The sequence below is a fragment of the Streptomyces sp. NPDC034049 genome, from assembly GCF_055575575.1.
The window spans coordinates 253,207-266,335 of record NZ_JBVISJ010000006.1 but is presented as its reverse complement, the minus strand read 5'-3'; the positions used below and the strand labels follow the sequence as shown (position 1 = coordinate 266,335).

General features: G+C 73.9%; 10 protein-coding genes. 6 read left to right on the top strand and 4 right to left on the bottom strand.

Going from position 1 to position 13,129, the window contains the following annotated elements; genetic code table 11:
- Positions 1-53 precede the first annotated feature (53 nt).
- On the top strand, positions 54-983 hold the full coding sequence (locus ACZ52C_RS19955; RefSeq protein ID WP_469075965.1) for a LysR family transcriptional regulator: 930 nt from the start codon (positions 54-56) through the stop codon (positions 981-983).
- 166 nt (positions 984-1,149) lie between these two features.
- Here the strand turns inward: ACZ52C_RS19955 and ACZ52C_RS19950 are convergent, their stop codons facing one another.
- The 3 genes from ACZ52C_RS19950 to ACZ52C_RS19940 all read right to left on the bottom strand — a co-directional run bounded on the left by ACZ52C_RS19950 (position 1,150) and on the right by ACZ52C_RS19940 (position 4,180).
- On the bottom strand, positions 1,150-1,833 hold the full coding sequence (locus ACZ52C_RS19950; protein WP_469075964.1) for a gamma-glutamyl-gamma-aminobutyrate hydrolase family protein: 684 nt from the start codon (positions 1,831-1,833) through the stop codon (positions 1,150-1,152).
- 62 nt (positions 1,834-1,895) lie between these two features.
- Positions 1,896-3,335 carry an ethanolamine permease gene (eat, locus tag ACZ52C_RS19945; protein WP_469075963.1) on the bottom strand — a complete coding sequence of 480 codons (1,440 nt, stop codon included), beginning with the start codon at positions 3,333-3,335 and terminating at the stop codon, positions 1,896-1,898.
- 98 nt (positions 3,336-3,433) lie between these two features.
- The gene (locus ACZ52C_RS19940) at positions 3,434-4,180 is read right to left on the bottom strand and encodes a FadR/GntR family transcriptional regulator (protein ID WP_469075962.1); all 747 of its coding nucleotides are present in this window, start codon (positions 4,178-4,180) and stop codon (positions 3,434-3,436) included.
- 105 nt (positions 4,181-4,285) lie between these two features.
- On the opposite strand from ACZ52C_RS19940, the gene ACZ52C_RS19935 reads away from it, so the two are divergent.
- The 4 genes from ACZ52C_RS19935 to ACZ52C_RS19920 all read left to right on the top strand — a co-directional run bounded on the left by ACZ52C_RS19935 (position 4,286) and on the right by ACZ52C_RS19920 (position 8,880).
- On the top strand, positions 4,286-5,644 hold the full coding sequence (locus tag ACZ52C_RS19935; protein ID WP_469075961.1) for a glutamine synthetase family protein: 1,359 nt from the start codon (positions 4,286-4,288) through the stop codon (positions 5,642-5,644).
- A gap of 8 nt (positions 5,645-5,652) precedes the next feature.
- Positions 5,653-7,026, top strand: a complete 1,374-nt coding sequence (locus ACZ52C_RS19930; RefSeq protein WP_469075960.1) for an aldehyde dehydrogenase family protein — start codon at positions 5,653-5,655, stop codon at positions 7,024-7,026.
- Positions 7,023-7,814: a 3-oxoacyl-ACP reductase gene (locus ACZ52C_RS19925; RefSeq protein ID WP_469075959.1), complete on the top strand. Its 792-nt coding sequence runs from the start codon at positions 7,023-7,025 to the stop codon at positions 7,812-7,814. Before ACZ52C_RS19930 ends, ACZ52C_RS19925 begins: the two co-directional genes overlap by 4 nt.
- A 136-nt stretch (positions 7,815-7,950) precedes the next feature.
- Complete coding sequence (locus ACZ52C_RS19920; RefSeq protein WP_469075958.1) at positions 7,951-8,880, top strand: DUF2510 domain-containing protein; 930 nt, start codon at positions 7,951-7,953, stop codon at positions 8,878-8,880.
- Between the two features lie 19 nt (positions 8,881-8,899).
- Here ACZ52C_RS19920 and ACZ52C_RS19915 read toward each other — a convergent pair whose 3' ends face one another.
- Positions 8,900-10,102 carry an amino acid deaminase/aldolase gene (locus ACZ52C_RS19915; protein WP_469075957.1) on the bottom strand — a complete coding sequence of 401 codons (1,203 nt, stop codon included), beginning with the start codon at positions 10,100-10,102 and terminating at the stop codon, positions 8,900-8,902.
- 1,283 nt (positions 10,103-11,385) lie between these two features.
- On the opposite strand from ACZ52C_RS19915, the gene ACZ52C_RS19910 reads away from it, so the two are divergent.
- Complete coding sequence (locus tag ACZ52C_RS19910) at positions 11,386-13,047, top strand: hypothetical protein (protein WP_469075956.1); 1,662 nt, start codon at positions 11,386-11,388, stop codon at positions 13,045-13,047.
- Positions 13,048-13,129: the final 82 nt, after the last annotated feature.

Below are 13,129 nucleotides of genomic sequence, written 5' to 3'. Positions count from 1 at the left end.
GCCGGGCGGGGCCCACCAGGGAGTTCGGCTGTATGGGGACATAAGCTGGGGTTATGAGTGAGACGAGCGGGGAGCGGGGCGGACTGGCCCACCGGGTGCCGGACCTCGGGGCGCTCGAACTGCTGCTGGCCGTGGCCCGGCTGGGTTCGCTCGGGCGGGCGGCGCGGGAGCTGGGCATCACCCAGCCCGCCGCGAGCAGTCGTATCCGCTCGATGGAACGCCAGCTGGGGGTCGCGCTGGTCGACCGGTCGCCGCGCGGGTCCCGGCTCACCGACGCGGGGGCGCTCGTCACCGACTGGGCCCGGCGGATCGTGGAGGCGGCCGAGGCGTTCGACGTGGGCGCGCAGGCGTTGCGGGACCGGCGTGACTCGCGGCTCCGGGTCGCCGCGAGCATGACCATCGCCGAGTATCTGCTGCCGGGCTGGCTCATCGCGCTGCGCGCCGAACGGCCGGACACGGCGGTGTCGCTCCTCGCGGGCAACTCGACGGTCGTGGCGGAGCGGTTGCTGGCGGACGAGGCCGACCTGGGGTTCGTGGAGGGGCCGACCGTGCCGGCCGGGCTGGACGCGGCCGTGATAGCGCACGACCACCTGATCGTCGTGACCGCGCCGAGTCACCCCTGGGCGCGCCGCCGCAAGCCGCTGGAGGCGGCCGAGCTGGCCTCCACGCCGTTGATCCTGCGCGAGAAGGGGTCGGGTACGCGGCAGGTCCTGGAGGCGGCCCTGGGGGGCCTCGCCCGGCCGCTCATCGAGCTGTCCTCCACGACGGCGGTCAAGTCCTCCGCGCTGAGCGGCGCCGGCCCGGCGGTGCTCAGCGAACTCGCCCTCGGCGAGGAACTCTCCGCCCGCCGACTGGTCCGCGTCCCGGTGAACGGGGTCCGCCTACGGCGCGCCCTCCGAGCGGTCTGGCCGACGGGCCACCGCCCGGCGGGCCCGGCACGGGACCTGCTGGGGCTGACGAGGGGGGTGGCGACCGGCGGGTGAGTCGCCGGGCGCGGGTGCGTGGGGCTTCTCGCGCGGTTCCCCGCGTCCCTGAAAAGCAGGGGCCGCGCCCCGTGCTTTTCGTCGAAGGGCCGAAGGCGCCTTCAGGGGCGCGGGGAACTGCGCGACCAGCCCCCACCGGGCCCGCACCCGACGACGCACCCCCCGCTCAGCGCCCCGCGGCCTCCACCAGCGCTCGCATCACCCGCACGTCCTCGCCCATCTCCGGATGCCACTGGACGCCCAACACCCACGCGGGGGCGGGTAGTTCGATGGCCTCGATCGTGCCGTCGGAGGCGTGGGCCGAGGCCAGCAGGCCGGGGCCCAGGTCGTCCACCGCCTGGTGGTGGTACGTGGGGACGTCGGTCTCCTCGGGGACGAGGTCGCCGTAGCGCGTGCCCGGTACCGGCTTCACCGCGTGGCGGCCGAAGACGCCGACCTCGGCCACGTGGTCGTCGATGTGCTGGATCAGTGTGCCGCCGAGCGCGACGTTCAGCAGCTGCATGCCCCGGCAGATGCCCAGCAGCGGTGTCCCGGTGTCCAGCGCCGCCCGGATCAGCGCCAGCTCCCACGCGTCGCGCGCCGGCGCGGCCGGGCCGCAGCGCGGGGAGCGGTCGGCGCCGTAGCGGGCGGGGTCGACATCGGGCCCGCCCGCGATGACCAGGCCGTCGAGACGGGCGACCGCCGCGGCGGCGTACGACGGGTCGTCCGGCGGCAGCATCGCGGCGACGCCGCCCGCCGCCTGTACGAGCCGGGGGTAGCCGACCGGCAGCAGCGCCGCCTCCAGCTCCCAGACACCCCAGCGCGCGCCCGACTCCAGATACGTACTCACACCGATCAACGGCCTGGTCACACATGCTCCTCACGCGTGGAAGTCACGAAACCCCGCACCACCGAACCCGTGGAACGGAGCGCTCAGTCCCGTGCCAACTCTGCCTCGGCCGCGGCCAGCGCGGCGAATTCCTCCTCCGGCGCCTTCGCCACCAGGTGCTTGCGGCTGTAGAACCCGAAGTACGCCGCCGCGACCGCGTACACGCCGAGCGCGATCAGCGCCGCCGTCACGTCCACCAGGAACGTCGCCACCAGCGCCGAGCACGCGAGGACGAGGGCGACCGAGGAGGTCAGCACGCCGCCCGGCGTCCGGTACGGCCGCTCCAGACCCGGCTCGCGGCGGCGCAGGACGATGTGCGAGAGGGACATCAGCGCGTAGCTGATGGTGGCGCCGAAGACGGCGATGTTCAGCATCCGGCCGCCGTCCCCGGTGGCCGCGGCCAGCGCGAAGCCGATCGTGCCCGGCACCAGCAGCCCCAGGTACGGGGCCTTGCGGCCGCTGGTGAGGGAGAGGACCCGGGGGAGGTAGCCGGCCCGGGAGAGCGCGAAGAGCTGGCGGGAACCCGCGTAGATCAGCGAGAAGAACGAGGCCACGAGGCCGGCCAGACCGGCGTAGTTCACGAAACGGCTCAGCGCCGTGGCCTTGCCGTCCGGCTGGAGTGCCTCGACCAGCGGATTGCCCGCCGCCTGGATGGCGTTCGAGCCGCGCGCGCCGGCCGCGGCGAAGAAGGTGATGACCGCCAGCACCACCAGGACGGCCATCGACGAGCGGATGGCCTTGGGGAGCGTACGGGCAGGGTCCCTGGTCTCCTCGGCGGCCAGCGGCACGCCCTCGACGCCCAGGAAGAACCACATGCCGAACGGGAACGCCGCCCAGATGCCCAGCAGCCCCATGGGCAGCCAGGAACTCGCGCCGAACGCCGAGGAGTCGACCGGGATGTCGTCCAGCGCGGACACGCTGAAGTCGGGCAGCGCGCCCAGGGCGAACACGATCAGGGCGAAGACCGCGATCCCCGTGACGACGAAGCTGGCGATCAGCGCCTCACCGACGCCCCAGAGGTGGATGCCGATGAAGATCGCGAAGCAGACGAGGTACACCGGCCAGCCGGACTCCAGGCCGAACAGGCCCAGCGACTCCACATATTCGCCGATGAAGATCACGATCGCGGCGGGGGCGAGCACGTACTCGATCAGGATCGCCGTGCCGGTCAGGAAGCCGCCCCAGGGGCCGAGCGCCCGGCGTGCGAAGCCGTAGCCGCCGCCAGCCGTGGGCAGGATCGCGGACAGCTCGGCGAGGGCGAAGACCATGCAGGCGTACATGGTGCCCATGAGCACCGTGGCGATCGCCAGACCGCCGAAACCGCCCTCCGCCAGGCCGAGGTTCCAGCCGGAGAAGTCGCCGGAGACGACATACGCGACGCCGAGGCCGGTCAGCAGCACCCAGCCGGCGCTGCCCCGGCGGAGCGTCCGGCGCTCCAGATAGTCGTCCGCCGCGTCGGCGGTGTCCGTGTCTTTCAGGGACATGGCGAGCACTCTCCCCACTCAAAGGAATGGATCCATACCTTTGTGGGGTGGGTGGCCGAAAAGCAATACCCCTGCGTTAAGCGAGCGTAAATACGTGTTCATCCGAGGAAGCCGCGCAGCAGGGCCGCCGTGCCCGCGCAGTGTTCCCGCATGATCTCCCGCGCCGCCTCCGCGTCCTCGTCGAGGACGGCCTCCACCAGGGCCGTGTGCTGCTGCTGGGAGTGCTCCAGGTTGCGCACCAGCAGGGGGATGCAGTCGAGCAGGTCGTTCACCCCGGCGCGTACGCCCGCGTACTGGGCGGCCAGCGAGGGGGAGCCCGACAGCTCGGCGAGGGTGAGGTGCAGCAGGGTGTCCAGCCGCCGGTACTCCGCGAGCGGCGCGTTGTGGGTGCGCGCCAGGGCCCCGCGCAGCCGCTCGGTCTGCTCGCCGGTCAGGCCGTGCGCCGCGCAGAGCCCCGCCGCGCCCACCTCCAGCACCTCGCGGAAGCGCAGCGTGTCCTCGACGTCGATGCCCTTCAGGCGTCGGCGCAGCTCGTCCTCGTCCGGAGTGGCGACGCGGGGCAGCACGAACGTGCCGCCGTACCGCCCGCGGCGCGCCTCGATCAGGCCCTGGTCCTGGAGCACCTTCAGCACCTCGCGCAGCGTCACCCGGCTGATCCCGAGCCGCTCCGCCAGCTCGCGTTCGGCCGGCAGCCGTTCGCCGCCGGGCACCAGGCCGAGCCGGACCACCTGGAGGATCTGCTCCAGCGCCTCCTCGAAGCCGTTGCCCGCCCGGACCGGACGCAGGACGGACGCCAGTCGGTCGTCGGCCCACGGAGTCTCCGGTTCCGCCCCTGTCCGCGACATGTGACCGTTCCCCCTTCCCAACTAATGGTTACGGGTAATACCTTATGGCTCCCGGATGGCTGAATGGCTCCGGGGTGGCCGAAGAAGCCCCTAGGAGGCTTTCCCGTGGCAGACCGCACACCCCCGCTCTCCGTCGAGGAACTCCACACCCTCGTCGCGGGCGGTGAGATCGACACTGTCGTCCTGGCCTTCCCCGACATGCAAGGGCGCCTCCAGGGCAAGCGGTTCGCCGCGCGCTTCTTCCTCGACGAGGTACTCGCCCACGGCACCGAGGGCTGCAACTACCTCCTCGCCGTCGACACCGAGATGAACACCGTCGACGGCTACGCGATGTCCTCCTGGGACCGGGGCTACGGCGACTTCGCCATGCACCCCGACCTGTCGACCCTGCGCCGGGTGCCCTGGAACGAGGGCACGGCCATGCTCATCGCCGACCTCGCCTGGAACGACGGCTCACCGGTCGTCGCCGCGCCCCGCCAGATCCTGCGCCGCCAGCTGGAACGCCTCGCCGAACTCGGCTACACGGCCAACGTCGGCACCGAGCTGGAGTTCATCGTCTTCAAGGACACCTACGAGCAGGCCTGGGACGCCGGCTACAAGGGTTTGACCCCGGCGAACCAGTACAACATCGACTACTCGGTCCTCGGCACGGGCCGCATCGAGCCCCTGCTGCGGCGCATCCGCAACGAGATGGCGGCCGCCGGGCTGACCGTCGAGTCCGCCAAGGGCGAGTGCAACCCCGGCCAGCACGAGATCGCCTTCAAGTACGACGAGGCCCTGGTCACCTGCGACCAGCACGCGATCTACAAGACCGGCGCCAAGGAGATCGCCTCGCAGGAGGGCGTCTCGCTCACCTTCATGGCGAAGTACAACGAGCGCGAGGGCAACTCCTGCCACATCCACCTCTCCCTCGCGGACGCCGACGGCACCAACGTCATGGCCGACGGACAGGACATGTCCCAGGTCATGCGGTACTTCCTCGCCGGACAGCTCGCCGCCCTGCGCGACTTCTCGCTGCTCTACGCCCCCAACATCAACTCCTACAAGCGGTTCCAGCCGGGCTCCTTCGCCCCCACCGCCGTGGCCTGGGGCTACGACAACCGCACCTGCGCCCTCAGGGTCGTCGGCCACGGCCGCTCGATGCGCTTCGAGAACCGGCTCCCCGGCGGTGACGTCAACCCGCACCTCGCCGTCTCCGGACTGATCGCGGCCGGCCTGTACGGCATCGAGCAGAAGCTGGAACTGCCGGAGGTGTGTGCCGGCAACGCCTACGCCGCCGAGTACGACCACGTGCCGACCACCCTGCGCGAGGCCGCCGAACTCTGGGAGAACAGCCCCATCGCCAAGGCCGCCTTCGGCGACGAGGTCGTCGCGCACTACCTGAACATGGCCCGCGTCGAGCTGGCGGCCTTCGACGCCGCCGTGACCGACTGGGAGCTGCGCCGCTCCTTCGAACGTCTGTGAGGCATCCCTTGTCCCAGCACCACATCCTGGACGTCCTCAACCCGGCGACGGAGGAGGTGATCGCCGCCGTCGCGGGCGCCGCCGAGCACGACGTCGACGCGGCCGTGCGCCGGGCGGAGAAGGCACAGCACGCCTGGGCCGCCGTCGCCCCGGCCGACCGGGCCCGGCTGCTGCGCCGCTTCGCCGCCGTCGTCGACGACCACATCGAGGAACTCGCCCTGCTGGAGGTCCGCGAGGCCGGACACACCCTCGGCAACGCCCGCTGGGAGGCCGGCAACGTCCGGGACCTGCTCGACTACGCCGCCGGCGGGATCGAACGGCTCTCCGGCCGGCAGATCCCGGTCCCCGGCGGACTGAACGTCACGATCCTCGAACCGCTCGGGGTCGTCGGCGTGATCGCGCCCTGGAACTTCCCCATGCCGATCGCCGCCTGGGGCACCGCACCCGCACTCGCCGCCGGCAACGCCGTGATCCTCAAGCCCGCCGAGACCACCCCGCTCACCGCGCTGCGCCTCGCCGAACTCGCCCTGGAGTCCGGGCTCCCGGAACACCTCCTCCAAGTGCTGCCCGGACGCGGCGACATCACCGGCGAGGCCCTCGTCCGCCACCCCGGCGTCGCCAAGATCGTGTTCACCGGCTCCACCCGGACCGGCAAACGCGTCATGGAACTCTGTGCCGACCAGGTCAAGCAGGTCACCCTCGAACTCGGCGGCAAGAGCCCCAACATCGTCTTCGCCGACGCCGACCTCAAGGCGGCCGTCGACCCGTTCTCCTTCCTCGACAACGCCGGCCAGGACTGCTGCGCCCGCACCCGCGTCCTGGTCCAGGAGTCCGTGTACGACGAGGTGAAGAGCCTGCTCGCCGAGTCGCTGGCCGGCGTGGTCGTGGGCGACCCCGCCGACGAGAAGACCCAGATGGGCCCGCTGATCTCCCGTCAACAGCTGGACCGCGTACGGTCGTTCGTGCCCGACGACGCCTCCGCGCTGCGGGGCGACGCCCCCGAGGGGCCCGGCTTCTGGTTCCCGCCGACCGTCCTCACCGGCGAACTGCCCGACTCCGCCGCCGCCCGCGAGGAGATCTTCGGCCCGGTCGCCGTCCTGCTGCCCTTCACCGACGAGGCGGACGCCGTCCGGCTCGCCAACGACACCCCGTACGGCCTCTCCGGCTCCATCTGGACCCGGGACGTCGGCCGCGCCCTGCGCGTCTCCCAGGGCGTCCGCGCGGGCAACCTGTCCGTCAACTCCCACTCCAGCGTCCGCTACTGGACCCCCTTCGGCGGCTTCAAGCAGTCCGGCATCGGCCGTGAGCTGGGCCCGGACGCACTCGCCGCGTTCACCGAGACCAAGAACGTCTTCATCAGCACGGAAGGCTCCGCACAGTGACCTCGACGACCCCTGAGAACATCTGCCGCCGCCTGGTCGGCCGCACCGCCGTCATCACCGGCGCCGGCAGCGGCATCGGCCTCGCCACCGCGCGCCGACTCGCCTCCGAGGGCGCGCGCGTCGTCTGCGGCGACGTGGACGAGGCTCGCGGCAAGGCGGTCGCCGAGGAGGTCGACGGAATCTTCGTGAAGGTCGACGTCACCGACCCCGAGCAGGTCGAGGCGCTCTTCAAGACCGCCTACGACACCTACGGCAGCGTCGACATCGCCTTCAACAACGCGGGCATCTCACCGCCCGACGACGACTCCATCCTGGAGACCGGCCTGGAGGCCTGGAAGCGGGTCCAGGAGGTCAACCTCACCTCCGTCTACCTGTGCTGCAAGGCAGCGATCCCCTACATGCGCCGCCAGGGCAAGGGCTCGATCATCAACACCGCGTCCTTCGTGGCCCGGATGGGCGCCGCCACCTCCCAGATCTCGTACACGGCCTCCAAGGGCGGTGTGCTGGCGATGTCGCGGGAACTGGGCGTGCAGTTCGCCCGCGAGGGCATCCGCGTCAACGCGCTCTGCCCGGGGCCGGTGAACACCCCCCTCCTCCAGGAACTGTTCGCCAAGGACCCGGAGCGGGCCGCGCGCCGGCTCGTGCACATCCCGGTCGGCCGGTTCGCCGAGGCCACCGAGATCGCGGCCGCCGTCGCGTTCCTCGCCAGCGACGACTCGTCCTTCGTGAACGCCACCGACTTCCTGGTCGACGGCGGTATCTCGGGCGCCTACGTCACCCCGCTCTAGGCGGTACATCCGCCTGCGTCACCCCGCTCGGGCGGTACGTCCCGGCCCGCGCGGGGCGCTGCCCTCCCGCACCGCGCGGGGCGCTGCCTCCCGGCCACCGCAACACCGACCCCGCCGGTGTGATTAGAGTGCCGGGATGAGCAGTTCGCCGCCGCCCGGCTGGTACCGCGACCCGTCCTTCCCGCTCACCGAACGCTGGTGGGACGGGACCACGTGGACCGACCACCGGCGCCAGCCGGCACAGCCCGTGCCACCTGTGCCCCAGCCCGGGCCGCCCGCGCGCCGGGGTCCCGGCCGCACCAAGGTCGTGGCCCTGGCCGCCGCCGGGGCCGTCCTGGTGGCCGGGGCGGTCACCGGCGGTGTCCTGCTGCTCGGCGAGGACGGCGACGGCGGCCGGGAGACACGGACCACCACGGCGTCCCCGACCTCCGAGACCGACGGGCAGGACAGCCCTTCCCCGACCGAGTCCGCCGGCCCTTCCCCCTCCGGGGACGCGAACCTCGTCGTGGACGACCTCAACGGCATCACGTTCCCGATCCCCGACGGCTGGGAGAACGGCGACCGCTCCGGTGAGGACGACGCCGTCCTGGTCACGGACGGCACCTTCGACTGCCCCGGCGAGGGCAGTGTCTGCCGCGGGGGCATCGTCGTCTCGCGCACCGTCACCGGCAGCGACGAGACCTCCCCGAAGGTCCTCGCCGAGAACGACGTCGAGGACGCCGCGAAGGACGCCTTCGACCGCAACGGCCTGGACCAGCAGCCGTACGACGGCATCACCGGCCACGAGGTCGTCGGCTCCGGTTCGGTCGCCGTCGCGGGCCGCGCCGGCTACTACGTGCGCTGGCGGGTGACCACGGGAGCCGGGGCCGGCGGCTACGTCCAGTCCCTCGTCTTCCCCTCCAGCAGCGGCTCCGGGGCACCGGTCCTGGTCCGCTTCGCCCTCGACGCGGGCGACGAGGGCCCGCCGCTCGACGACATCGACGAGATCGTCGAGGGCATCCGACCGGCGGGCGACACGGACACCGACACGGGCGGGGGAGTGGGCAGCAGCCTCGGCCCCTCGTGACCCCCGCTACCGGAACGCGCTACAGGAACGTGTGACCCTCGCCGCGATACGTCGGCACCGTCGCCGTCACCTCGTCGCCCTCCACCAGGTGCAGCACGTCGAACCGCTCGCACAGCTCACCGGCCTTGGCGTGCCGGAACCACACCTTGTCGCCGAGCAGCAGATCGTCCGCGGGCGCGCCCAGCAGCGGGGTCTGCACCTCGCCGGGGCCCTCCTGCGGGTCGTACTTCAGCCCCTCCGGCAGATACGGCACCGGCAGCCGGTCGGCCCCCGGCGCGCCGGAGGCCGGATAACCGCCGCCCAGGACGGTGACGACCCCGACACCCGGGCGCCGTACGACGGGCATCGCGAACAGCGCGGCCGGACGCCCCGTGAACGAGGTGTAGTTGTCGAACAGCCGCGGCACGTACAGCCCGGACCCCGCGCCGATCTCGGTGACCGCGTCCTCGGCCGCCGTGTGCTGCACACTGCCCGTGCCGCCGCCGTTGACGAACTCCAGGTCCGGCGCCACCCGCCGGACGGCGCGCACCACTTCGGCCCGCCGCGCGGCCAGTTCCTTCTTCGCGGTGGCCTGCATCATCCGCACGGCCCGCGACCGCAGCGGCCGACCGGCCACCGAGTCGCCGACACCGGCGATATGCCCCTCGTACGCCATGATCCCGACCAGCTTGAACCCCGGGCGCTCGGCGACGGCGCGCGCCATGTCGGCGACCTGCGCGGGGGAGTGCAGGGGGGAGCGCCGCGCGCCGACGCGCACCCGTCCGCCGAGCAGCTTCAGCGAGGTGTCCAGCTCCAGGCAGACCCGGACGACTTCGGTGCCGCCGCGGCGGGAGTTGTCGATCAGCTGGAGCTGGGCGGGGTCGTCCACCATCACGGTCACCGCGGCGGCGAGCTTGGGGTCGCCCGCCAGTTCGGCGAAGGCCTCGTGGTCGGCCGACGGGTACGCGAGGAGGACGTCGTCGAACCCGGAACGGGCCAGCCACAGCGACTCGTCGAGCGTGAACGACATGATGCCCCGGAAGCCCTCACGGGCCAGGACCCTCTCCAGCAGGGCCCGGCAGCGAACGGACTTGCTCGCGACGCGGATCGGCTTGCCGCCGGCCCTGCGGACGAGGTCGTCGGCGTTGGCGTCGAAGGCGTCGAGGTCGACGATCGCCAGCGGGGCGTCGAGATGAGCTGTGGCCCGGTCGTACCGGGCCCGGTCGGCGGCGCGCGCAGTCATGCACGAAGCCTGCCAGACATGATTACCGCAGGGTAGGGGGACGTTCCGGGCTAAAGCCACGGTCCCGCGGACTGGTTCCCGTTGGACCGGGGCCAACCCGTAGAGTGACGCGCACGCAGGGACGACCTCGACGGGATGCCGATCCGCTGCCACGGGTATGGCTTGCCCGAGGTGTCGGCGGGCCCCGGCGGGCGACACCCACGCTGTGCGTGACGGCCGCTCCCCACGGGCGGCGGGGCACCCGGACGACCTCGGGGTCCCGGTCCGTACGGACGACGACCTCCGGGTCGGTGGGAAGGACGACCCTCGGGTCGGCAGGAAGCGACGACCTCCGGGTCTGCACGGGACGAGGAAACGGGGGGTGCATGAGCACGGAAGCGCGCCGCGCCTCCATTCCCCCACGCCCCCCGGTCCCGCCCCGCCCCTCCATACCACCGGGCCAGGACCCGTCGGCCCCGGCCCCGGACACCCCGACGGACACCCCGCCCCCGACCGCCCCGGCGGCCGACACCACACACCCGGCGGCCCCGACCCGGCCGCCGTCCCGGGAAACCGCGCCGGACCGGGAGACACCGGGCAGGCGCCCGCACACGACAGGTGACCCGGGCCCGCGGCCGTCCGTCGGTGGCGGCCAGGGGGCGCGGCCGTCCGGGCCGGACAGGTCCGCGTCCGCGACGCCGGGGCCGATTCCTCCCCCCGGCTCCGGTCCCCGGGGCGGTTACTCGGCCCTGCCGCCCCGCCCCGATCGCGCGCCCGCGGCCGGCGGCGGGCCCACCGCGCCCCGTCGCCCGCAGCGGCCGTCCTCGGCCGGGGTGCCCGCGCGCCCCACCACCCCGCCCCGCCCTTCCACGGCACCCTCGCCGACACCGGGCGCGGCCCGCGACGGACGGCGTCCCGGTGCGGCGGACGCGCCGAACACCCCTGCGAACAGCCGGAGTTCCGGTGGTCGGGGTGAGCCCGGGCCCTCCCGCGGCCGCGCTTCCGGTCCGGTCGCCGGGCACACCGACCCCTCGCGGGGTTCCCGACAGCCGACCCCCCAGCCGACCCCCCAACCGACCCCCCAGCGGCCCACTCACGGCTCCGGCCAGGCCAACGGGCGCAATCCGGCGCGCGGTTCGGGCGAGGCGTCGGAGCGGACAACCGCGCGGGGTGCCGGGCAGACGGCCGCCGGTCGCGGCTCCGCGCGCGATGCCGGGCGTGATGCGGGACAGGGCGGCAACGGGCGTGGTTCCACGCGGGGTTCCGGCCAGTCGTTCGGGCAGAGCGCGGGCCGTGGTTCCGCCGTGGACGGTGGGGGCGGACGCCGCGCCGAACACCCGCGCTTCTCCGACTTCCGGCGTGCCACGAACCAGAACGCCGGCACCTCCGCCACTCCGCCCCCGCCCCCGGCGGCCTCCGCCCGCTTCCCGGACGCGCCTCCCCGGACCTCCGCCCGTCGCCCGGAGACCCCTCCCGCGGCCTCGGCCGCCTCCCCGGACGACCGACGAGCGACCTGGACCCGCTACCGGAACACCCCGCCGCCGTCCGCGACCCGGTTCCCGGACGAGCCGCCGGCGGCGTCCGCCCGCTTCCCGGACGAGCGGCCCGCCCCCGGGCGGGCGAACGACACCCCGCCCCCGGCCTCGGCACGCTTCCCCGACGCCCCGCCCGCCGCGCACGACACCGGACGGCGTACGGCCCCCGCCGCGCGGGCCCCGGGTGCCCGGACCGGTGACTCGGCCGCGCCCCTCGGCGAGCGCGCGCCCCGGCCCACGGGCTCCTCGGGACCCTCCGCCGACGGCGCACCACCACGTCCCGTTGGACCGGCCCCCGCCGGCAACGCGTCCCGCCCCACCGGCTCCGGCCCGCACGACGCGACCGCCCGCCCGCCCGGACAGTCCTCGGCGTCGGCGGCGGCCTCGACACCGCGCGACCGCATACCGGCGTCCGGTGGCACCGTGCCGCCCCCGGTCTCGCCCCTGCGACGTCCACTGCCCGAGGAGGCAGGCCCCGAGGGGACTCCCCGCCCGCGGTCCCTCACCCCCGAGCGCCCCGGCGGCTGGCAGCCGCCCTCGGGCCCCTCACGGCGCTCGGCCGAGGCCATCGACGGCGTGCTCGGCACGCCCCAGGGACGGCCCTTCGTGACCTTCGCGCAGCCGGACACCTCCGCGTGGACGCCGCCCGAGCCGCACGACGGACGGCGCAAACCCCGGCCCACCAAGGCGCGGGCGGCGGCCGTGGCCGCGTGCGTCGTGCTCGGCGTCGGACTCATCGGCGGTGCGGCGGCCGGGAGTTGGCTCACCGGGGACTCCGGTACGGACGACTCCCGCACCAGCTTCGCCGCGGCCGGCGACCTGTGGCACGGCGTGCCCGTCGACGTCCTGTTCCCGCCCACCGTCCAGGGCGAGGGCGCCGGACCCGGCGGCACCGACCGCACCTGGACCCGGATCGCCGTCGCACCCGACAGCGGCTGCGCCGACGCCTTCGACCCGCTGCTGCGCAAGGCCCTCGCCCCGGTCGGCTGCCTGCGGCTGCTGCGCGCCACCTACACCGACGCGACCCGCAGCAACGTCACCACCGTCGGCCTGCTGTTCACCAGGACGGACGCCGCCGCAATGACCGCGCTCAGGGCCCGCTTCACCCAGGACGGCCTCGACCGCCGGACCGACCTGATGCCCCGCCCGTACGCCGCCGAGGGGACGGTCGCCGCCGGCTTCGGCGACGACCAGCGGGCCTCCTGGACGATCTCCGTCCTCACCGACGTGCCCGTGGTCGTCTACGCGGTCTCCGGCTTCGCCGACGGCCGCACCGTCACCGAACCGCAGGCCGCCGAGGACGCGATGAAGCCCGGCGCCACCACCGCCCCCGCCCAGTCGGGCCTCGGCCACGAGGCGAAGGGCCTCGCCGACCGCATCGAACGCGGCCTGCGCAAGACCGCCGCGTCCGCCACGGAGCAGCCCTCGTGAAAGCCGACGAACCCGAGACCGCCGCACCCGCCCACCCGGACGGGCCGACCGAGACGGCCGCCGCTCCCGCGAACGCCGCGCA

What these genes read in the sequence shown, in the direction of transcription:
- ACZ52C_RS19955 (WP_469075965.1), top strand. Translation starts at nt 54, where the DNA reads ATGAGTGAGACGAGCGGGGAGCGGGGCGGACTGGCCCACCGGGTGCCG.
- eat (WP_469075963.1), bottom strand. Translation starts at nt 3,335, where the DNA reads ATGTCCCTGAAAGACACGGACACCGCCGACGCGGCGGACGACTATCTG.
- ACZ52C_RS19940 (WP_469075962.1), bottom strand. Translation starts at nt 4,180, where the DNA reads ATGTCGCGGACAGGGGCGGAACCGGAGACTCCGTGGGCCGACGACCGA.
- ACZ52C_RS19920 (WP_469075958.1), top strand. Translation starts at nt 7,951, where the DNA reads ATGAGCAGTTCGCCGCCGCCCGGCTGGTACCGCGACCCGTCCTTCCCG.
- ACZ52C_RS19915 (WP_469075957.1), bottom strand. Translation starts at nt 10,102, where the DNA reads ATGACTGCGCGCGCCGCCGACCGGGCCCGGTACGACCGGGCCACAGCT.